This is a genomic window from Streptococcus infantis, from assembly GCF_047463275.1.
Lineage (GTDB): Bacteria > Bacillota > Bacilli > Lactobacillales > Streptococcaceae > Streptococcus > Streptococcus infantis_AF.
In genome coordinates this window covers 313,092-335,382 of the sequence record NZ_JASHEE010000003.1, presented here as the reverse complement: position 1 = coordinate 335,382, position 22,291 = coordinate 313,092, and the positions used below count along the sequence as shown (strand labels likewise).

The 22,291-nt window shown below is 40.9% G+C and carries 14 protein-coding genes; all 14 read right to left on the bottom strand.

The genetic code is table 11. The features are described 5' to 3' along the window. Positions 1-23: 23 nt before the first annotated feature. The 14 genes from QM923_RS06290 to QM923_RS06225 all read right to left on the bottom strand — a co-directional run bounded on the left by QM923_RS06290 (position 24) and on the right by QM923_RS06225 (position 22,274). Positions 24-1,289, bottom strand: a complete 1,266-nt coding sequence (locus tag QM923_RS06290; RefSeq protein WP_414291260.1) for a cell division protein FtsQ/DivIB — start codon at positions 1,287-1,289, stop codon at positions 24-26. Between the two features lie 9 nt (positions 1,290-1,298). Further along, positions 1,299-2,357, bottom strand: a complete 1,059-nt coding sequence (locus QM923_RS06285; RefSeq protein ID WP_414291259.1) for a UDP-N-acetylglucosamine--N-acetylmuramyl-(pentapeptide) pyrophosphoryl-undecaprenol N-acetylglucosamine transferase — start codon at positions 2,355-2,357, stop codon at positions 1,299-1,301. 1 nt (position 2,358) lies between these two features. Next, positions 2,359-3,711, bottom strand: coding sequence for a UDP-N-acetylmuramoyl-L-alanine--D-glutamate ligase (gene murD / locus QM923_RS06280; RefSeq protein ID WP_414291258.1), 1,353 nt, complete (start codon positions 3,709-3,711; stop codon positions 2,359-2,361). Between the two features lie 96 nt (positions 3,712-3,807). Continuing rightward, complete coding sequence (locus QM923_RS06275; protein ID WP_414291257.1) at positions 3,808-6,513, bottom strand: ABC transporter permease; 2,706 nt, start codon at positions 6,511-6,513, stop codon at positions 3,808-3,810. A 1-nt stretch (position 6,514) separates the two neighbouring features. Then, on the bottom strand, positions 6,515-7,216 hold the full coding sequence (locus QM923_RS06270; RefSeq protein ID WP_414291256.1) for an ABC transporter ATP-binding protein: 702 nt from the start codon (positions 7,214-7,216) through the stop codon (positions 6,515-6,517). A gap of 198 nt (positions 7,217-7,414) precedes the next feature. Continuing rightward, positions 7,415-14,509, bottom strand: coding sequence for an SIALI-17 repeat-containing surface protein (locus QM923_RS06265; RefSeq protein ID WP_414291255.1), 7,095 nt, complete (start codon positions 14,507-14,509; stop codon positions 7,415-7,417). A 297-nt stretch (positions 14,510-14,806) separates the two neighbouring features. Next, complete coding sequence (locus QM923_RS06260; protein WP_414291254.1) at positions 14,807-16,555, bottom strand: glycoside hydrolase family 13 protein; 1,749 nt, start codon at positions 16,553-16,555, stop codon at positions 14,807-14,809. Between the two features lie 164 nt (positions 16,556-16,719). Continuing rightward, positions 16,720-17,676, bottom strand: coding sequence for a hypothetical protein (locus QM923_RS06255; protein WP_414291253.1), 957 nt, complete (start codon positions 17,674-17,676; stop codon positions 16,720-16,722). Positions 17,677-17,846: 170 nt separating this feature from the next. Continuing rightward, entirely contained in the window at positions 17,847-18,596 is a 750-nt protein-coding gene (locus tag QM923_RS06250) for a hypothetical protein (RefSeq protein ID WP_414291252.1), read from the bottom strand. Continuing rightward, positions 18,593-19,180, bottom strand: coding sequence for an SMI1/KNR4 family protein (locus QM923_RS06245; RefSeq protein ID WP_414291283.1), 588 nt, complete (start codon positions 19,178-19,180; stop codon positions 18,593-18,595). The genes QM923_RS06250 and QM923_RS06245 overlap by 4 nt, the downstream gene beginning before the upstream one ends. Before the next feature lie 44 nt (positions 19,181-19,224). After that, the gene (locus QM923_RS06240; RefSeq protein ID WP_414291251.1) at positions 19,225-20,289 is read right to left on the bottom strand and encodes an ankyrin repeat domain-containing protein; all 1,065 of its coding nucleotides are present in this window, start codon (positions 20,287-20,289) and stop codon (positions 19,225-19,227) included. 2 nt (positions 20,290-20,291) lie between these two features. Continuing rightward, a complete protein-coding gene (locus QM923_RS06235) occupies positions 20,292-20,729 on the bottom strand; it encodes a hypothetical protein (protein ID WP_414291250.1) in 438 nt (145 codons plus the stop codon). 18 nt (positions 20,730-20,747) lie between these two features. Next, positions 20,748-21,317, bottom strand: a complete 570-nt coding sequence (locus QM923_RS06230) for an SMI1/KNR4 family protein (RefSeq protein WP_414291249.1) — start codon at positions 21,315-21,317, stop codon at positions 20,748-20,750. Between the two features lie 201 nt (positions 21,318-21,518). After that, positions 21,519-22,274, bottom strand: a complete 756-nt coding sequence (locus tag QM923_RS06225) for an SDR family NAD(P)-dependent oxidoreductase (RefSeq protein WP_414291248.1) — start codon at positions 22,272-22,274, stop codon at positions 21,519-21,521. Positions 22,275-22,291 lie beyond the last annotated feature (17 nt).

Below are 22,291 nucleotides of genomic sequence, written 5' to 3'. Positions count from 1 at the left end.
TAACTGAACGAATCATCTGAAATTTAGCGACTCTGTGTTGTTTGAGTCGTCTGTGTTGTTTGATCTTGATTTCCTTGCTCAGCTTGTTTTTTCTTCTCTTCTTCCTGCTTCTTCTTTTCCTCTTCTTTGGCTTTGACTCTTTCGTCATCCAGAGCCTTATCCACTAGACTATAGCTATAGATACCGACCTCCATGTCAATACCGCTAGGAACTGTCAACTGTGGTTTTATCTTACTATAGTAAGGTAACTTCTTCCCTAGTTCTGATAATGGCACCAAAATCTCGTCTGTGTCATACATGGTAATCTTTAGAAGGTCACTTGTTACCTTACTTGGTGCAAGTTCAATCTTCTCAATCTCTTGCTTAATTTCTGGACTAACTTCATTTAGCTGAGAAATTAAGGTTTTAATCTGTTCCTCATCGTTAAACAAAACAGATATGTATTTCTCAGGTAAGTTATCAGCATTAACAGCTGTTGATTCAATACTTCCACTAGATAATATTGGGTAATAGCTATCTCCAGAAACAGAGTAGGCTACAATCTCAAATTCCTTCACTTCAATGGTGAAGTGAACTGGAAATTGATAAGTTATCTTAGCGGATTCAATCCAGTGATTTGATTTGACCATTTCCGCATGCTTATCTTTATTTAAGAGCAAGCTGATTGTATAGTCACTGTCACGAATGCCAGACGCTTCTTCGACTTGGTCTGCACTTGTCTGAACGTTACCCGTAACCTCAATATGTTTTATTGTAGCTAGAGGACTTAGAAGATAAATGGACAAGAATAAGATTATAAAACTTGGGACGAGGATCGTAACTGCTCGCCAGATATGTATAGAAGGAATGGCCGGTTTTGGAGGTTTACTCTTGGTTTTTACCTTTTTCTGTTTCTTAACCTTTTCGTCAGCTTTTTCTTTCTCTACTTGATCCTGACTCTTAGAGTCTTCTTGAGGAGTTTCCTCCGAATCTTTCTCTTCATTTGAAGTCTCACCGCTAGTATCCGAATCCTTCTCTTCAGATTTTTCGGATTCTTCATCCACTTCTTCAGAACTCATAGAGTTTTCTTCCGTTCTTTGGCTCAAATACTCCTGGTGTTGTTTTTGCCATTCTGACGCTTCTTGAGCGCTTTCAGAAGACTCTGATACTTGTTCTTCTTTTTCACGAGCTTCTTCTTCGGCACGTTTCGCCTCTTCTTCAGCTTTTTTTTGAAGATATTCTTGATTTCGTTTTTGCCACTCTGACAATTCCTTGCCTTGAGTGTGCTGGTTCTTTTTATCCTTTGACATCAATTTTCCTTATGATAAATCTTTTTTGAGTAGCTCATAAAAATCTGCCACAGATTTTAATTCCTGAGAATTCTTCATCTTGTTTTGGTAAATCTCTTTGTTGGTCAAGAGTAGATTTACTTTTTCTTCTAAAGTTGACAAATTCAAATCGCTCTCTTGCAACTCCTCAGCATAGCCTTTCTTCACAAAATAGGCTGCATTTTCAATCTGGTCTCCGCGGCTGGCTTCACGACCCAGTGGCACAATGACGTGCAATTTAGCCATAGCAAGGAGTTCAAAAATCGTATTGGCACCACCACGAGTGATGACCACATCAGCCATATTCATGAGTGGTTGATAGAGTTCCGTCGCATAGTCAACACGGTAGAGATTTGAACTTAGTTCATTTAAACTAGCATCACCTGTCAGGTTGATGATATTATAGCGACTAGTCAGCTCTTCCTTATGGTCTGTTACTAGTTGGTTAAAGACTCGCGCACCAGCAGAACCTCCAACAAAGAGAAGAGTTGGTAACTTGTCGTTGAAAGAAGTTCGGATATCCACCATTTCTTCAGGTTCTTCCATAACTGCACCAGAAACCTTGGTCACAGCTCCTACATGTTCTACCTTAGTGAGACTAGACGCTTGCTCGAAAGTAGAGTACATCTTAGTCGCAAACTTATAGGCAATTTTATTGGCCAATCCCATAGAGAGATCAGACTCGTGGATGAAGACTGTTACTCTACATACTCGCGCTGCGATAACAGGCGGAACAGATACAAATCCACCCTTAGAAAAGAGGGCTTGTGGACGAACTCGAAGCATGATAAAGAGCGATTGAAGAATTCCAAAAGCAACCTTAAAGACGTCAACCATATTTTGCAATGAGAAATAACGGCGTAGTTTCCCTGTAGCAATCGAATGGAAGGTAACATCTAAACCTGACTTGAGAATTTCATGATGCTCAATCCCATTTTTATCACCAATATAGTGGACTTCCCAGCCATCTTCGATGAACTTAGGCATTAACAAAAGGTTGAGGGTAACGTGTCCAACCGTTCCCCCACCAGTAAATACAATTTTTTTCATATTATCCCTTTAACTCCGCTACAGTGTCGATGAAAAGATCTCCACGTACTTCAAAGTTAGCATACATATCCCAGCTCGCATTGGCAGGACTGAGGAGAACAACATCTCCCTCTTCCGAAAGTTCCGAAGCCTTGCGAGTTGCATCTGCAATATCAGTCGCGTCAACATAAGGCACACCAGCCTTATCCGCTGCACGTTTGACACGTTCTGCAGATTGACCGAGGATGACCATTTTCTTAAGTCCAGTAATATCAGGAACCAATTCGTCAAACTCATTGCCACGGTCCAACCCACCAGCAATCAAGATAACCTTTCTATTATCAAATCCTGACAAGGCTTTTTGAGTCGCCAAGATATTGGTTGACTTGCTATCGTTGTAGAATTTAACGCCATTGATTTGGTCTACAAACTGGAGACGGTGTTTGACTCCACCAAAGGCTGACAAGGTTTCCTTGATGGTTTCATTATCAACGCCACGCAGTTTACAAACGGCAATGGTTGCAAGAGCATTTTCAACATTGTGGCTACCTGGAACACCGATTTCATCAGCTGCCATGACTTTTTCACCACGGAAGTAGAGAAGACCATCTTCAAGATAAGCTCCGTCAACCTTTTCAAGTGTTGAGAATGGAACCACAGTCGCATTTGTCTTTGCCGCAAGTTCTTTAGCTAATTCCTGGTTGAAGTTCAATACTAGGTAATCAGCTACTGTCATATTGCTTTGGATATTCCACTTGGCTGCCACATAGGCTTCAAAAGAACCGTGATAGTCAATATGTGTTGGCATCAGGTTGGTGATAACAGCAATTTCAGGATGGAATTCCTGGATTCCCATTAATTGGAAAGAAGAAAGTTCCATGACAAGGGTGTCCTTATCTGTCGCAGTTTGGGCCACTTGACTTGCAGGATAACCGATGTTACCTGATAAGAGTCCATTTTGTCCTGCAGCAGTCAGAACTTCACCAATCATGGTTGTGGTCGTTGTCTTACCGTTTGAACCTGTAATACCGATGATTGGTGCTTCAGAAATCAAGTAGGCCAACTCAACCTCAGTCAAAACTGGAATGCCTTTTTCTAGAGCTTTTTCAATCATAGGATTGCTATAAGGAATACCAGGGTTTTTCACCATGAGGGCAAAATCTTCATCCAACAATTCCAAGGGATGACCACCAGTTACAACCTTGATACCATCTTCCAAAAGACTTTGTGCTGCTGGATTTTCCTCAAAAGGCTTGCCATCATTAACCGTTACAATGGCACCCAACTTGTCCAAGAGACGAGCTGCAGACTCACCTGATTTGGCTAAACCTAGGACTAATACTTTCTTATTTTCAAATTGATCAATTCGTTTCATATCTAGAACTCCATTTCTACTCTTACTATTTTACCATTTTTATGAAAATAAAAAAGCCACAAAGGGCTTTCTTATTTGTTTTTTGTTATAAAAAACCTATTCTACCGACTTGAGGGCTTCTAACATATCAACCTTTCGGAGATAATGATTGACAAAAACTCCTAGGATGGTCAAAATGACACTGACAGCTAGAACTGGAATGAGATAAACTTCCCAGCCGACCTTCGGTTGAAAACGGAAGGTACCGGGTGCGATCATCTGAATGAGAAATTGATGGAGATAAAAGCCTGATACCAATCCTACAATCATTCCAATTAGTGACAATATGATGGTTTCCCGATAGATGTAAAGGGTCACTTCTTTGTTATGAAAACCAAGAACCTTGATGGTTGAGAGTTCACGAATTCGTTCAGCAACATTGATATTGGTCAAATTATAGAGAATCACAATAGCTAGTAGCACCGATACCAGCACCAAAATCGCCATGGTATGATTCAGAGAATTAGCAAAACTTTCAAAGAGCTGAATGGTGGAGGCGTTTTGAACGAGGCCATTGACAGTAGCTAGCTCCATAAATTCTCCCGCAACTCTTTCAGTATTGCCTTCACTTTTATCCTTGAGTTGGACAAGATAAGTATTCATCTTGGCTGCTTGCCCATAAATGGCTTCATAGGTCTTTTGATTCATATAGACAAAGTGACCTACATAGTGCTCGGTAATAGCGCCAACTTTTAAGGTTTTCCCATCGATTGTAAAGTTATCACCAACTGAAACACCTGCCAACTGGGCTAATTTTTCTGTCAGGATAACTCCATCTGATAAGTCCAGTTTTTCACCATTTTTTTCTAATTGAACAAAGGGAGCCAGGTCATCCTTATCCGTTACCATGATAGTCACAGTTTGAACTCCAGCCTTGCCTGTATACTTTTCCTCAACCTGTTTGAAAGAAATTAAACGATAGTTTTCAACTTCATCACTCTGCAATTTTTCTTCTAGTTTGGCCTTATCAGAATCTGAAGCTCGAGAATTGACAGAGAGAATCATCTGATATTGTTGCAGATCCTTAAACTGCCTATCAGCAACTCCTACCACAGAGGATTGAATACCAAGTCCTGCAAAGAGGAGGGCTACTGAACCTGCAACTCCAAATATGGTCATCAGCATGCGTTGTTTGTAACGGAAAATATTGCGGGCAGTAACCTTTTGGGTAAAGCTCAAACGAGACCAGATAAATGTGATGCGTTCTAGGAGAATTTTAGAACCTTTGACTGGAGGCTTAGGTAATAATAATTGTGCGGCTTCTTCATGTAATTCTCTACGAGATACAAGGTAGGCAGGTAGGACACTAGCTACTAAGCTCACCCCCAGAGCTAAGCAACTATAGGTCCAGTAGAAATACTGCTGATTCTCACCAACAATCATACGCTCGGTGATGATATGCGAGATTGTGGGTGCTAAAACATAATGGCCAATTAGAATTCCTAGAAGAGTTCCAAGCGTTCCAGCAACTAGACCATAAATCACAAACTTAGCAATGATGTCCTTGCTATGGTAGCCTAGAGCTTTGAAAATCCCTGCATTGGTCCTTTCCTCATCCACAAAACGTGTCATAGTCGTAAAGGTAACCATAGCTGCGACGGCATAGAGAACAACTGGAAAGATATTTCCCACGGCACGAATACTCATGGCTGAGTTACTATACATAAGATAGCCTTGACCAGTTGGAGAACTTTTTCGATTGTAGACATGATAGGTTGGCTCTGCTAGAGCGTTTACTTCATCCTGACTGGCCTGCCATTTAGCCTTTTCCTTAGCAAAATCTGTCTCAGCTTGACTTAGTTTTTCCTTTTCTTGTTTCAGTTGTTCTTTAGCTTGTTCTATCTGGCTCGAAATTTGGCTCTGCTGTGGTTCTGGAAATTGGCTTAACTGTACCTCTTGACCTTGAAGCTGAGTATCGGTTTCCTGTAGACGTTTCTTGCCAGCTACCAGGTTGGTCTCTGCCTCGTCCAGTTGCTTCTTTCCTTCATCAAGTGATTTTTGAGCGTCTTTCTTCATTTTCTCTAGTCGAGCTTGACCATTATCAGCAACTAGTTCCTTGAGAGTCGCTTCTTCTTCCTCCAGCTTTTTCTCATAATCAACGGAAAAAGGATTGACATCTGTCAGACTGTTAAAACGCAGGCGGGCAATCGTGTAAACAGAGCTCTTAAAGTTATCTTTTGTTACAACTCCATAGGCTGCTAAGTTCCCATTACCACTGGCTGAACTCCCCATATCCGTCTTTGAAAAAATATCTGGAGAGTGGATAAAGCCTGTAATAGTATAACTATCTCGCTTCAACTGAGAATTGCTAGCATTCTTTTGGCTCAGATGAATAACTTGACCAATCTGATAGCGATCTTTCCAAAAATCCGCCAAGGCCAATTCATCTTCTTTTTCAGGCAATTGTCCTTGGGTTACTTGAAATTTTGAAATCTTATCAGTATTTGAAAAGATTCGTATGGCATCTTCACTATTTGCCAGAGTCAAATCTGTCATATAACCAAACTCGACATCTGCTCCTGATAGAGTTTGCAATTCTGCCTGGTCTGCCTGATCAAGCCCATAATCTCCTATGACGGTCACATCTGCCGCATTGGTATTTTTTAGAAAAATCCAAGCTGTTCGCTCCATATTGGGACTGGCCACTTTGAGACCGACTAGGGCCAAAGAACCTAACATCATCAAAGTTAGGATGGATAGAAATCGCCCTTTTGAACCTGTGAAAGACTGGAGCAGATCTTTCCAATATATCTTCCTTTTCATATCAGTACTCCAAATCATCAATATCCTGTGGTTGAGGATTGATAACAACGCTCTTGACACTGGCATCATGCATCTGAATCACGCGATCAGCTATAGGAGCTAGAGAAGCATTATGGGTCACGATGATAACGGTAGCCCCTTTTTTACGTGACATATCTTGAAGAATCTTCAGAACCTGCTTACCAGTCTGGTAGTCCAAAGCTCCCGTTGGCTCATCACAGAGGAGAATTTTGGGATTTTTAGCCACAGCTCGAGCTATTGCTACCCGTTGTTGTTCACCACCTGATAGCTGAGCTGGAAAATTATTGAGACGATGGCCTAGACCTACGTCCTTTAGAACTTGCTCAGGGTCTAAGGCATCTGAGACAATTTCTGATGCCAACTCGACATTTTCCTTGGCAGTCAAGTTAGCAACCAAGTTATAAAACTGAAAGACAAAACCAACGTCATTTCTACGATAGTTGGTTCTCTGATGAGAGGTATAGTCAGAAATGTTAGTCCCATCAATCCAGACTTGTCCTTCATCATTAGTATCCATTCCACCTAGAATATTTAAAACGGTTGACTTTCCTGCTCCAGATGAACCAAGGATAATGACCAGTTCTCCCTTTTCAATCTCGAAGTTGACATCTCGATTGGCTATGATTTCTGTATCTCCAGTATGATACCTCTTATAGCTATGTTTCATTTCAATATAGGACATCTTATCTCCTCCTTTCCTACCCCTTATTTCACCCTTATTATAACTCTTTTAATAATAGAAAGAAAGTTAAGCCCTAAATATAAAACATAAAAAAGCGGACAAAATCTAGTTCTATTTCTTGAAACTAGTTTGTCCACTTTTTATAGTTGAGATTGTTTTCTTGTCCAATCTCTATAATCTAAATACTGTCAGATTATTTTATTCTTCGTCTTTCTTCCTTCCCATTGCAAAGAGACCAAGAAGCGCTCCCACTACACCTGCTGTTGCAAGGGTTGCATTTTCCTTAGTACCTGTTTCAGGGAGAATATGTTGACGGCTTGCAGGTGCCTGATAAGTCTTGTCTTGTGACATAGCAAGGGCTACAATCGACTGCTCATCTTTGTACTCCGGTACTTCATTGACCGCTGCTTCGGCTGCGTTCACGCCACCAGTATATTCTGGGACTTCGTTCACCGCTGCTTCGACTGCATTGGCACCACCTTTGTACTCTGGCACATCGTTAACCGCTGCTTCGACTGCATTCACACCACCAGTGTATTCCGGAACTTCATGAACTGCTGCTTCGACTGCGTTAACGCCACCCTTGAATTCTGGGACTTCTACTACTGGAGCTGCTTCGTCACCTGCTGTGCCAATAGCTTCAGTGTACTCTGGAACTTCATGAACAGCTGCTTCGACACCATTTACTCCACCTGTAAATTCTGGGACTTCTACTACTGGTGGTTGGATTTTATCAGCTGCTTCATTTTCTTCAATGTACTCTGGAACTTCATGAACAGCTGCTTCAACAGCATTAACCCCACCCTTGAATTCTGGAACTTCATGTATAGCTGGTTCTTCTCCATTCACGCCTCCAGTATGTTCTGGTACTTCGTGAACTGCTGCTTCAACTCCATTCACACCGCCTGTGAACTCTGGAATTTCGTGAACTGCTGCTTCTTCTCCATTCACGCCTCCAGTGTATTCTGGAATTTCGTGAACTGCTGGTTCTTCTCCATTCACACCGCCTGTGAACTCTGGAACTTCGTGTACAGCTGGTTCTGTCTTGGCGCTTTCAGCATCTGCCTTAGTCAATTGAATGCGGTATTCCTTAATATGTTTACCACTTTCTGAAACAAGATGAATCAAGACTGGAAGTTTATCATCACCACTATCAACAATAGTTGCTGCTACGTTTTCTCCAGCTTCAACTGTTACTTGAGGACGATTGCCACTGTAGGTTACTTGGTAATCCACACGATCTTCAGAGAAGTCAGCAATCTCTTTACCATCCACAAGAAGTTTTGCAGCTGTACTATCCTTAGGTTCCTCACTTGGAGCAATGAAGGCCATTTCTGTAATAGCTACACCCTTAGTATCAGCTTTTCTATCCATGCGCCATCTCATAGCCTTAGCTTTAACTGGGGCAAAGGTTACATGGATATCTGTACCTGCTTGAATCTCTTGATCCGCACGGTATTCAACTTTCTCCCAGTTAGAAGGAGTGTTAAATGGATGTTCTGGATCGTATGGTTGGTAGTTAGAGTAGTATTCTGGTGAATCAAATTCTGGTCCCACATAGCGCTCTAAGACTAGTTTAGAAGGTGCATCTGTACCACCGTCTGAGAAGAATCGAATGCTTCCTTCAGCAACTGTACGTTCAACAATCTTGCCAGCTTCTCTAAAGATAACCCCTACTGAAACTTCTGGATTATCAGATGGAGTTGGAGACCAGTTGGTCCAACGACGGGTTTCATCATCAGAACCATCGTTAACATAGTCCACACGGTCATGAGAGTTTGGATCAATATCGTTAGTTGCAGAAGCAAATGAACGGTTGCTATCGTCATCGAAGTCTGGGTTGTCTGATAGGTTTTCACCGAGTTTATCAGTCACACGCACTGCTACTTCGGTAGTTAAATCAGTACCTAAAACGCGACCACGAACTTTAAATTCACCTGCATTCGCTAGATTCTCAGCTGGAACTTCATCCCATTCAACTGCCAAGTCTTTGACTTCATAGCCATCTTTACCTGTGAAGTAAACAGGAACTTTGGCTGGTAAGTCTAGGTTTTGCCCCTTAGCAACTAAGCGTGATGATTTCACAGCAACAACAGGTTTACTTGCTAGCAAGTCTTTATCATTTGTAAAGTGGAGACGGTATTCACCTAGAATATCTCCGTTTTCAGCCTTAACGACAACACGAACTGGATCCCCTTCACGAACGCTTGGAATCACTGTAGCAATACCATTATCTGATACACTTGCTGTTACAGTTGGTGCTTGGCCTTCTTTAGCTTCTAGATAATAGTCAGTCAAGCCAGGGTTAAAGTTTGGCAAATCTTTTCCATCTACTTGAATTTGAGCTTGAGCTTTCTTAGCTGCAGCTACTTGTTTAGAGAAGATTTGAATTTCTGTAATGGAAGTACCCCATTTACCATCTGGTCGAACCATACGGATACGAACCGCATAGGTATTGACTTTATCAAAGCTAAAGTGAGTCATTTCTCCAGCTCTCACTTGATTTGGAGCTTTAAGATTTGTCACTTGTTTCCAGTTATTGTCATCGTTAAAGACGTGGTCTTCACTAGCTACAAAGCTTGGATTTTTAGGAACTGTTGGAACATCTTTTCCTACATAGTATTCGATGACATAAGACTTAGGTGCACCAACACCGTGGTCTTCGTGGAAGGCAACATTGAGATTGTCAACCGAACGTTTAGACAGGATACCAGAATCACCAAAGAGGATTCCCACTGATGCTTCACTTGTACGGTTCCAGTTTGTCCAACGGTTAGCTGGTTGATCATTAAATGAGATTAGTTTGTCATTGACATTGGCTACTGAGTCACTTGGATTTGAGTCTGATGCAAAGGCAAGTGGTAACTCTGAACCTGTCCACTGATCAGAAATGTTTGCACCAGTTTCTGTCTGAGTAGATACACGAACATGAAGTTTTGTTGGTAACTGAGTCCCTTCTACATGCCCTGTCACTGTAAAGCTACCTTCTTGTGCATACTGGCTTGGATCAATAGCATCCCAAGTCACTTTAGCTGAAGATACTTGGCCGTTTGAGTGGTAAGTACGAACACTTTCTGGTAATTGAGGAGCTTCTGAAACTGGAGTTGTTGTAGTCACTTCTTCGACTGCAATGATACCTTCTACAGAAACTTTAGCATGAGCTTCGTTTTCAATTCCTTCTACTTTACCTAGAACATCAAAGCTGTGGTATTTAGCAAGGTCTTCCTTAGCAACTGCTTGCCAAGTTACCTTGTGAACTTTTGGAAAACCTTTATCGTACTCTACCGTTACTGTATCAGGTAGACTTGGTTCTTGGTTCAAACCTGTCACGACACTTACTGGACGAATGGCCTGGACAACTTTATTTTCAGTATTTGCCTGAATGTTCAAGTCAATCTGACCTTCTGCTCCTTCAAATTGAGCTTTCAAAGTTACTTGACCAGGTTTATGCAATTCAAGCATACCTTTACGAACAGCTACGTCTCCTTCACCTGATGTTGAGAAGGTTACCTTGTCAGCTTTTAATACGGCCTGAGTTCCATCTTGATAATGAGCCAAGACTTTGATACCAACTGTTTGGTCTTCTTTCAGTGCGTCTGCATTTTCAACTTCTAGGCTTAAACGTTCAATCTGAGGAGCTTCTTGTAAGAATTGGATAGCATAAGTCTGAAGTGCTCCACCATCATTTGGTTGAACATAAATACTAGCACGCATACCATTTGCTTCGTTAGCTTGAATAACAGTAACTTGCGCATTTTCAGCTAAAGCTTTAACTTCAGGTAAAGCAGTTCCATAAGCAAGTTTATGGTATAGAACCGGTTGGTCAGTTGAGAGCCCTTCTACAGGCTGGTCTGCAACAGTTACAGTCGGTACTACTGGTGAAGCCGCTTGACCTTCTGCGACTACAAAGGTCGCAGCGATTTCATCATCACCTGAAATTCCTTTGGCTTGAATACGAGAGCCTGGGATAGTTAATTTAGCTTGATCTTCAGCTGCAACTTCCCACCTATCAACGTCATAGCTTCCTAGAGTACCATCTGACAATACATAGCTAACAGATGGATCAACCGTACTCAGATCTGTACTTGGTGCAATTCTCTTAACTACAGGTAATTCTGCTTCGAGTGCCAAGACTTCAACACGCGCTTCTACATCTCTTCCTTCTGCCACACCTTTAACAGTAAAAATACCAGGTTGGTTGACATCAACTGCGGACCATTCTACTGGAAGTTTTGCACGACTACCATCACTGTAGATAAATCCTACTTTTAAAGGCATTTTCGCTGCTTGACCGATTACTGTACGAACTTTAGGAACCTCTGTACCTAAAACAGTTTTTTCCTCTTGGTCTTTCTTACCTGTGAAGATAGTTGTTTGACCAGATTTCAAGAAATCAGAGTGGGCAGTCAAGGTGAATTTACCTGCTTGCTCAGTTGATTTGACAATCACAACACCCTTACCATTAAAGGCTTTGCGAATCCATGAACCATCTGCTTGTTCTTTGTAACGTTCACGGCTGGCTTGTTCCCCGTTATCCACACCGACAATTTGACCTTGTCCATGCAACTGGAAGCGAACAAGATTATTGGCTGTAGGAACTACGTTACCTTTACTGTCAACAATTTCGTAATAGATATAAGTGAGGTCTTTTCCGTCAGCTGCGATAGCATGGTCTTCTTTGACCAAACGAACCCCTGCAGGTTCTCCAGCAGTCACAATCTTATCACGAGCAACGATATTACCAGCTTCGTCACGAGCTACTGCTTCTAATGTACCTGGTTCAAAAGCAACCTTCCATTCAAGGTAAAGTTCATTAGCGTTGGCACCTTCTTGGTAAGTGCGTCCATCACTTGTTTGTTTTTTAGTAAATGTCTTCTTGCCTAGAGTATTACCATTCAAGAATAGTTCTACACTTACAGCGTTAGAATAGGCACGGACTGGAATATTACCATCTGCATCCGCTACATTCGCTTTTAGAGTAGGATTTTCCCAGTTCCAGTGAGGAAGCAAGTGAACCATTGGTTTCTTCTGAGCAGAAACCCATTGGCTTTGGTACAAGTAGTAATCATTCTTTGGAATACCAGCTGTATCTACGATACCAAAGTAAGAACTCTTAACTGGAGTTTGGTTTTGGTTGTGCCATGGAGTAGGTTCACCGATATAGTCCGTACCTGTCCAGATGAACTGACCTGCGTAACCTGCATTGTCACGGTCAAAAGTCCAAGATGCTGTAGCTGTTTTACCCCAACCAACACGGTCATTACCGTAGTCTGATTGCTCGTAATGACGGTAAGCCTGATTGCTGTGGACCAATTCACGTTCTGGACGGAAATAACTTCCACGTGTACGAGTAGCTGAGGAAGTTTCAGAACCGTAAATCAACCAATTTGGATGTTTCGCACGAAGTTTCTTGTAGTTGTCTTCTGAATAGTTAAATCCAACGGCATCAAGTTCATTGGCAATCTTTTCATGGTCACCACTACCATCACCAAAGCGGAACTTATCTGCTCCCATAGTGACATAGCGTGTCTTATCAACAGCCTTAATAACTTGAACCAAGCGTTTAACAGTTGCTAGAGAACGAGGTTTTCCGTCTGCTTCACCGATTTCATTACCGATAGACCACATAACGATAGCAGGGTTGTTCTTTCCTCGCTCAACCATGGTACGAAGGTCAAAATCAGACCATTTTTCACCTTTCTTAGCATCTGGGTGAGTAGCATCTTTATCAAAGAAGCGACCGTAGTCATACTGTTTCTTACCACCATACCAAGTATCGAAGGCTTCTTCTTGGACCAACAAACCAAGCTCAGCAGCGATTTGTAAAGTTTGCTCACTAGCTGGGTTGTGAGTTGTACGGATAGAGTTTACACCCATATCCTTCATTTGTTTCAGACGACGGTATTCTGCCTTATAGTTTTCTTCAGCTCCAAGAGCTCCATGGTCATGGTGAAGAGAAACCCCATGGAATTTAATGCGTTCACCATTCAAAGAGAAGCCTTCATTTGGTGTCCAGTTGTAGTAACGGTAACCAAACAAATCTTTTTTAGCATCGACCAATTGACCATCACGATAAACACGTGTCACCAATTCGTAAAGAGCTGGTTTGTCGCTATTAACTGTCCAAAGTTTTGGTTTATCAACTTGTAAAATAGCATTCAAGCTGGCTGATTGATGAGCTTTCAATACTTGACTAGCGGTACGAACTAGATCCGTTACAGCTTGACCATTACGTTCAATGATTTGATACTCAGCAAGAATTTCATGATCTTTATCATCAGTATTGACAATCTTACTTGTTACATGAGTATCAACCTTGCCATTCTGTTGTTTTTCAAGATCTGGTGTTAAGATAGTTGTTCCATTTTTCTCAGTATGGACCTTATCTGTGACTTGAAGGGTAACATCACGGTAAATCCCACTTCCTGAGTACCAACGGCTACTTGGTTGTTTGTTGATGGCATGCACTGCTACGACATTCTCGCGACCGTCTTTATGGAGATAGTCAGTGATGTCATATGAGAATTGGTTGTAACCATTTGGATAGTGACCAACAAGCTGACCATTTACATAAACCTGAGAATCCATGTAAACCCCATCAAATGTGATACGAACATTCTTATTGAGGTCTTCTTCATCGAGTTTAAAAGTCTTACGATACCAAGCATCACCACCATTGAGTTGCCCACCTTCGTTTTGGGCAGGTGAGTCATGGTCAAAGTCATTGTAGATACTCCAGTCATGAGGAAGGTCTAATTTCTTCCAACTAGAAACATCGGCATCTGGCTTGACTGCATCTTTAGCATTGGCATTGAGCTTGAAATGCCAGTTTTGGTTGAATTCTTCTTTTCTATCCTCAATCAACTGTTTTACCTCATCATTAGTTGCAGGTTTGAGCTCTGGTTTTTCTGTTTGAGCAGATTGATCCTGAGTCACAGCTGGAGCTTGCTTTTCTACATCAGAGGTTTCTTTTTTCTCAGGAGTAGTCTCAGTAGTTGGGGCTTCCACTTTTTTCTCTACTTCATGATTAGTTTCTACTGCTTCACTGTTAACAGTTTCTGTTGTTACAGGTTGTTCAGAAGCTTTTGAATCTACAGCTTCCTCTTTAGGAGTTTCTTTCTCCACTTTTTCTGTAGCAACAGCGACTGGAGTTTCATCCGCAGATACAGTACTTGCACTAGCTAGATTTGCTCCAAATAAAATAGAGCAAGTCCCGATAAGTACCGAGCACGTTCCGACCGTAAATTTACGGATGCTATAGATACTTTTGCGATTCCAATAATCTTTTCCCATAGGGTTCTCCTTGTTAAGTAACCGCTTCCATTTTTATTGAAAGCGCTATACTTTTTTTGTAATGATTACTTCTATTTTATAAAATAATATAGGAAACTTCAATACTATGACTGTAAAAATCATACTTTTGATTGTTTTTTCTATATTTTGTAGAAAACTATAAAAATCTGAATGTACATTTAGTGAAATTCACCAAAAAACTGTCCTACTAGAGGACAGCTTCTTGTTTTTTTATGCATCTAAAGTCACATAATCCCTTCATTTTTTGTAACTAGATACTTGTTGCAGGTGATTGCTTTATTTCGAAACAGTAATGACAAATCCATCTGGTAAGATGACTTGCTGACCATCTTCAAACTGGCAATGGCTCGCTAAGTCAACTGAATCTCTGTCTAAAGTATATTTCTCAGAAGACTGATTAAAGATGGCCTGAACTTCTTTCCCTTGGTAGTTCCATCTCAAGGCAATAACATCTGGTTCCACTTCTTCCAAGTGATAATTTCCATGCTGAATAATGCTTGCAACTTCCTTACGGACCTTGATTAATTTCTTCATGAAATTCAGCATGTCATTGTCTTCAGAAACACGATCCCAAGGCATGACACGACGGCAATCAGGGTCTGGTCCACCAATTAGTGCTAGCTCTGTTCCGTAATAGATACAAGGGGTCCCTTTTTGAAGATAGAGGAAAGTTAGGGCAGCCTTGACATGCTGGATATTTCCTTTTGCAGTTGTAAGGATACGCTCTGTATCATGAGAATCTAAAAGGTTAAACATCACCTCTGAGATTTGTTGCTTGTAGTACATCGACTGGCTATTGATTTCTGAAATAAACTGCTCTGTCTTTTTACACTGACGCAAGAAATAATCCTTGATACTTTCAGAGAGTGGGTAGTTCATAACTGCATGGAACTCATCACCTTTTAGCCAAGGTTGAGACGTATGCCAGATTTCACCTAGAATATACAAATCAGGCTTTTTAGAGAGAACTGCCTTTCTAAAATCTCTCCAAAACTGGTGGTCAATTTCATTTGCAACGTCCAAGCGCCAAGCATCGATATCAAAATTCTCAATCCAGTAGGTCGCAACACTTAAAAGATAAGCTTTAACCTCAGGATTGGCTGTATTTAACTTAGGCATGTAACTAGCAAAGGCAAAGGTATGATAAGGGAGTTCTCTCGCTTTCTTAAGCTTATCTTCTGTAATTGGAAATTCTTGGATATGGAACCAATCTTTATAAGGAGAATTTTCTCCGTTTTTTAAGACATCCTGCCATTGGGCTGACTGGTAGCCGATATGATTAAACACCGCATCAAGCATGACCTTAATGCCCCGTTTATGGGCTTCCTCGACTAGATTACGAAAGACTTCCTTGTCTCCAAAGTGACGGTCGATTTCAAAATAATCCGTCGTATCATACTTGTGATTGGTCGTTGCTTCAAAAATCGGACATAGATAAAGTCCTGTGATTCCTAAGCCTTTAAGATAGTCTAGATGGTCGATAATTCCTTGTAAATCTCCACCAAAAAAATCATCAATATTAGGTGCAATGCCAGCATCCCACTCTCGAGCTCCATCAGGAGTCAATTTAGGATTCCCATTGGCAAAGCGTTCTGGAAAAATCTGGTACCAAACGGTATTTGAAACCCAGTCAGGAACCTGACATCCGTCGATTTCGTGAATATAAGGAAGCTTAAAGCCATTTCCTTCCGCATCCAAGTTTTCTTGAGTATGTTCTACGCAACCCTTATCACCGTAAAAAACACCCTGACCTTCCTCATCAAGGAGCTCAAAGAGATACTGAATCCGTGCAAAGTCAACCGATACCGTAACCTGCCAATAGTCAAATAGGGCATCTGAGGTTACTTTGGTCATTTCTTTCTTGGCTTCATACTTATCCTCAATGAAAATAAAGGGATCTCCATAGTGTAAGATAACCTTCTGGACATCATTTATCTTGGTTCTAATTCGGATATGTAGCCGACCTTCTTTGTAAAGATAAGCATACTCTGATTCTGGTCTATGATAAATGGCTGTTAATTCCATGTCTTGTCTCCTAAAATTAATGAAAAGCAAAACGTTTTCATAATTGCTAGTTCTAGTATACTATTTTAAGATTCAATTTGCAATACTGGGTCAAATTTCACAAAAAACAGCTCAAAATAAATTCTGCAGACTAATCCCTCATACCCCAGAATCAGCCTCACAGCCTAGTCAATCTGACAAAGGGCAAGTTCTTTTAAGCCTCTATCGTAAAGGAAGGTTAAACAAAAGTCGTCTCTCATATTTTGAAGCTTGTGTTTACTCATTCCTCTAGGCAACGCTATATCGCACCATTCTCTTGTTGCCAGAGAAAATAGCTTTTGTTTGCCCTTCCAGTCATCATTCTGAAATAGGGGGCTCAGGATAAGATAAGGCGAATCCGTAAAGAGTCCATTGACACCAGCTTTTTTGCCTAAAGCCTTTAAATGTTCAGATTCTAATAACTTTTCGATAATACGACCATCACTAGATATTTTAACAAGGGCATAATAGTCCATGCCCCATTTATTGACAGAGGTTTGACTTTCTCCAGAGGTAAAGGCATAGAGCTCTTGCTGCCAATATTTCAGACTATCGATTTTAGGACAAGCATCTGAGCTCGTGTCGTGGTGGTTTAACTCTTTTTTATCAATATGCGAATAAGTGGCCCACTTCGCCTGCTTTTTCTCTCTATCAAATTCTAAAAGGGCAAGGTTTCTTGCCTGATTTGTATAAACTTGATCTTCAAAACACACGGGTATCTGGTCGCTATCTGATACGATTTGAAAATATCTCTCTTGAGCCTTTTTAGGAAGTATACTTTGCGGATCCTTTATGACAATGATTTCTGGATGAGAAAAATCACCAGTATAATAGACTATTTCCTTGCCAGCCTTGATGATGCCAATATTTTGTCCATCTGTATAGAGTAGAGGCTCTTCCTGCCAAACATGGTCACAATCCCAAGCATCTATCTCCTTCACACCCAAAGGCGATACTTCAAGTAGACAGTAGCGATTGAAAGCTTCCTTCTTACTGGTCAAGACAAAGGCTCTACCATCCTGTAACATGACAGAATTGAAAACACTATTGTAGTCCTTGTCTAGTTCCCATTTGTTCAATAGGCTTAACTTTAGCTTCCTCATTTTCTTCCTCCTAATACTCAATGAAAATCAAAGAGCAAACTAGGAAGCTAGCCAAAGGTTGCTCAAAACACCGTTTTGAGGTTGTGGATAGAACTGACGAAGTCAGTAACACATATACGGCAAGGCGAAGCTGACGTGGTTTGAATTTGATTTTTGAAGAGTAGAAACAATCACCATTCATTGATGGCAAATAGAATAGCTAATCGAATATTTCTTAGCAATTGATCTGAAAGTTCATCGTATGCTTGACCCAGTCCCTTATCTTGCGCCAGCCATCCTGGTTCATCATTCCAGGAGCCCATTGCTCCAAAGACATCCGCTGCACTTGCGGCTCTAAATATTTTTTGATTTTGTGGCGGAATTTGAGGCTCCTCTAGCACCTTAGTAGCATCACGATCAAGTAGATGGTTTCTAGCAGAGTGAAAGACTTTTGCAAAGTTCTCACACTCAATTTTAATTGCTAGATCTTCTATACGAGCCAAGACGTCCTTAAATTCCTCCATATTATTTTCATAGTGGGGAATGTCTTGAGAAGACCTTTCCCATTCATACTCGGTGTAGGTAACATCCCAGCCCCTACCTGCGGAAGCAATGTCCCAATTTGGTAGGAAATAACTTGCCTTCCCATCTTTATAAAAACAGAGAATTGAACTTTGTGTTGTATTAGAGAAGCCTAAAATACCTCTGTCTTCAACTGAAATAGGGCAAAATAATTTTAAGTCCTTCAAACCTTTTTCCTTAAGGTTTTCAAACCAATCAAATACTGAAAGTTCTGTAGCTTCCCCATTTTCTGACAGCAAAATTTGAAAGCTCAACTTATTTGTATATTTTTCAGGCTTATAGCATATTTCTTTACCACTTTTTAAAGCCTTCCTAGCTGCTGCCACGATACAGGCTATCTGATACATTTGTCCATTCATATGATTTCTTCCATTATCCCTTCAATCAAATTTGTAAGGCTCTCTGCTGCATAGATTACCTGTTCAGGATCATGGATGTAGCAAATAACCTGTCCTTCCTGACCCTCCTGGTCTGGATCAAAATCCAGCATAAGATAACAAGAGTCACAATACTGAGCAAAAGGAAGCCATTTTTTATTAAAAAGATAGGGCTTAATCCTGCTATCACGCATATTTTCCAGGTCTTGACTAGAAAAATAGTCGGGAAATTCGGTTAACAGAGCATCTCTATTTTGAAAGTACTTTTTACAAGTCTCAATTTCCTGTAGACTCATGAGAGAAAAATTCAGATCTCTCTGGTCAATCACACAAGGTAAAATAGAGAGGTATTTACTCCCATTTTTATAGCTATAAAGCTCTTTGAAGTCACTAGGTAGACGAATACCAAATATTTCCTCAAAGGCTTGAAGCTCTTCCTCAGAAGCACCAGAAATATCCTGATAATCTTCCAGATATCCTTCCTCTACAGGATCATCCAAATCCCAGTCTTCAAAATACTCACAAATATAAGTTTCTATTTTTTTAACTTGGTCAATTAGTTGCATCATTTCACCATGACTTCTTTATTTTAACTAGCTTCAAATTCCTTTTACCGCTTATAACTTGGTTCTTCTAGGGGAAGGGGTTCAGGATTTTGCTCAATCCAAGCAAGAGCCAATTGGCAGAGGCGATCTAAGCGAGGCTCATCATCAAAATCTTTCCCATAAACCTGAGCAATAAGCTCTTTAGTCTCTGCTAATTCCTGTTCTGAAAGAGGGATTCCTAGAGACAAGTATTGAGGGAGAGCCTGAAGCATTTTTCTATAGTCCCTGTCCCAGTTGACCCCACCATTGCGATCCAGTTCATCTCGAACTCGACCTGGTATACGGATAACTTCTCCCTGAACAGTTTTGGCTGCTCCACTCGAAGGGATTAAGAAGGACCAAAGTTCCTCATATTGTTCCTCCCAGTTACCTTCTTTTACGAAAATTGGTGAAACTCCATCATGGGTTAGGCGTTTTTCTACAGGCTTGACATCAAAGAGCTCATAGAGTTTTGTTAATCCTTTATCTGCAGCCTCTATGTAGTCAGGATGGATACTTTCTCGATGAAATTCAAAATCCTTGCCGATTTGCTCAACTCTTTCCTTCATTTTAGAGGTTTTCTTAGCACCAGCATCCAGAAGCATAGATGCGATTTCAGCAGTTTGGGCAATATAAATCCCCCGACAAACCATCAAGACTGAAGCTAGTGGGGTTCTTCCCATATCATTTTTAGCATTGACATTTGCTCCCTTGTCAATTAAAAATTTGACTGTTCTAGGATGAAAAAATTCAGCTGCCATATGTAGAGGGGTATCACCATAGGTATTGGGCTTTTCAATGTCTGCCCCCAATTCACACAAGAGTTTTACTGTATCTCTCCCCAAGATTGCTTGACGGTACAAGGGAGTCGCTCCATAATAATCAGGGATATTGATATCCAAGCCCTGTTCGACAAGCCAGATAACCAATTCATCCGGGACTCCTCCCATATGCAGAGGTGTACATAAGCTAAATCTTCCATCATGAGCGGTTAATTCACAACGATCATAGACTGCTTTAAGGGCTTCAATATTTCCTTCATCCATTAAATCCTTAAACTCTTTTGGTAATGTAACTCTTTTCTTTGCCATATTTAGTTCCTTTCTTCTGATTCAGCATCTAGGGAAAGCCAATGAAGATTGTCAACAGTTTTCAAAGTCAGGACTTGTCCATCATAATCATTTTTCAACTCAAGACCGTTTTGCTCAATAGATATATGATTGTACCAGTGGTCTAGGCTGGCGTATTCCCCCATATGAATGTTGATGAGCATACTGGTTATCGGATCCCACGTTCCTTTCTTAACAGTTTCGGCTAAAAGGTAGTAAGCGTCTAAGAATATGAGATTTCTCCCATAGATCCAAAAGGGCAGATCAAGCCCTAACAAAGGCAACTTGGCAGAAAAAATCTCATCACCGTGTGGTGGAACGGTTTCATAATGAAATTCTATCTCACTGCCATAATAGGTAATCAAGGCTCCCTGACATCCGATATTTTGAGGAATTCCCTCCTCAGCTACTATAAATTCCATGTCCTGCACCTTCTATTTTCAATCATAAAATCCGACCAGACTCTGCCAAAATATCAAACTGGACGCATGGCCTTTTCTAGTCATCAAGTGGATGAAGTCACTTTCACAACCCTTCCAAACTGCAGATTGAGCCGTTCCCATGGCTCTAACAAATGCTAGAAAATCTGGTGCCAGCCATATTTTTTCATCATAGGTCATCTCTGCATCAAGAGCATAGACAGTCCCAGATTGACAATCCAGCAAAATAGTGTAGGGATCTCCATTTGAAATGATGATCAAGCCACTTTCTTGTAGAGTCGAGTAATCATGGTATTCCAAATTGCGATTGATCAGCCAAGTAAGACTAGTGTCGTCCCCATATCCAAACTGGTAACTTAAAAAACCTATCTGCCCCCAGTTATAGGCCAGAATATTTTTCCTAAAAATCGGATCCAAATCTTGGATTTGAAGTTGGCTTTTCAAACGATCCAATTCGGACACTGGCAAATCTGTTTTATTCAGGACAATTCCTTCTCTTATCTCAGGGTCAAGCCCTTGTGTTTCTTCTTGGGTAATGGAAATGATTTGGTCAATTGTCAATAATTCCATTGTCAACCTCCGACTATAAATAGTCCATTTTCTAGGCAAACTAGCTAGTTCGGATCTTCTTTTTTCTGATGATCATCCTTATCACAATTATACTACAAAGCTATCAAATAGGGATAAACTACCAGTATTTTCAGGGATTATTTTTGACGAACAACTTCTCCGAATTAAAACAAAAAGCCATTCCACAAGGGAACAGCTTTCTCATTTATAATTAAAAGTCTCCCCAGCCAACTTATCGGCTAACTTGGGAAAGAGGGTATAAAATTTGTGGGCTAGATTGAGCAAGGCTGGGAGATTGAGCTCGCGTTTGTTTTTTCCGATAGTCTTAACAATCTTATGCGCGACAGCATCTGGTTCCAATAGAAAACGGTCGACCGATTTGAGGTAGGTCCCATCTGGGTCTGCCTGGTCAAAAAATCCTGTACGGATAGGTCCCGGATTAACAGTCGTCACATAGACACCATAGGGCATGAGCTCAAGGCGAAGAGCATTTGAAAAACCGATAGCCGCAAACTTAGTCGCTGAGTATAGGCTAGACTTGCTAGTCGCTATCAATCCTGCCATGCTGACGATATTGATGATATGGCCTTTTCGAGTCGCCTTCATACGAGCTGCAAGCAAACGTGATAGATTCATGAGAGCAAAGGTGTTGACTTCAAACATTTGATGAATGTCTTGATCAGAAATCTTGTCAAAATCTTCAAAAATTCCGTAACCAGCGTTGTTAATCAAGACATCAATCTTACCATAACGCTGATAGAGCTCAGCAACTAGTTCTTCTAAGGCTTGAGCGTCGGTAATATCAATTTCAATCAATTCTGCCTGAGGATGATTTCCGTATAGTTGGGCTAATTTTTCCTTATCTCTGCCGAGTAAGATGAGTTGGTCATCTGGCAAGAGTTTGACCATTTCTTGGGCTAGACCCCCGCTAGCACCTGTAATGAGAATCGTAGACATACTTTTCCTTTCTCGAG

What these genes read in the sequence shown, in the direction of transcription:
- QM923_RS06290 (WP_414291260.1), bottom strand. Translation starts at nt 1,289, where the DNA reads ATGTCAAAGGATAAAAAGAACCAGCACACTCAAGGCAAGGAATTGTCA.
- QM923_RS06230 (WP_414291249.1), bottom strand. Translation starts at nt 21,317, where the DNA reads ATGGAATTATTGACAATTGACCAAATCATTTCCATTACCCAAGAAGAA.
- QM923_RS06255 (WP_414291253.1), bottom strand. Translation starts at nt 17,676, where the DNA reads ATGAGGAAGCTAAAGTTAAGCCTATTGAACAAATGGGAACTAGACAAG.
- QM923_RS06260 (WP_414291254.1), bottom strand. Translation starts at nt 16,555, where the DNA reads ATGGAATTAACAGCCATTTATCATAGACCAGAATCAGAGTATGCTTAT.
- QM923_RS06275 (WP_414291257.1), bottom strand. Translation starts at nt 6,513, where the DNA reads ATGAAAAGGAAGATATATTGGAAAGATCTGCTCCAGTCTTTCACAGGT.
- QM923_RS06245 (WP_414291283.1), bottom strand. Translation starts at nt 19,180, where the DNA reads ATGCAACTAATTGACCAAGTTAAAAAAATAGAAACTTATATTTGTGAG.
- QM923_RS06240 (WP_414291251.1), bottom strand. Translation starts at nt 20,289, where the DNA reads ATGGCAAAGAAAAGAGTTACATTACCAAAAGAGTTTAAGGATTTAATG.
- QM923_RS06270 (WP_414291256.1), bottom strand. Translation starts at nt 7,216, where the DNA reads ATGTCCTATATTGAAATGAAACATAGCTATAAGAGGTATCATACTGGA.
- QM923_RS06235 (WP_414291250.1), bottom strand. Translation starts at nt 20,729, where the DNA reads ATGGAATTTATAGTAGCTGAGGAGGGAATTCCTCAAAATATCGGATGT.
- QM923_RS06285 (WP_414291259.1), bottom strand. Translation starts at nt 2,357, where the DNA reads ATGAAAAAAATTGTATTTACTGGTGGGGGAACGGTTGGACACGTTACC.
- QM923_RS06225 (WP_414291248.1), bottom strand. Translation starts at nt 22,274, where the DNA reads ATGTCTACGATTCTCATTACAGGTGCTAGCGGGGGTCTAGCCCAAGAA.
- QM923_RS06250 (WP_414291252.1), bottom strand. Translation starts at nt 18,596, where the DNA reads ATGAATGGACAAATGTATCAGATAGCCTGTATCGTGGCAGCAGCTAGG.
- QM923_RS06265 (WP_414291255.1), bottom strand. Translation starts at nt 14,509, where the DNA reads ATGGGAAAAGATTATTGGAATCGCAAAAGTATCTATAGCATCCGTAAA.
- murD (WP_414291258.1), bottom strand. Translation starts at nt 3,711, where the DNA reads ATGAAACGAATTGATCAATTTGAAAATAAGAAAGTATTAGTCCTAGGT.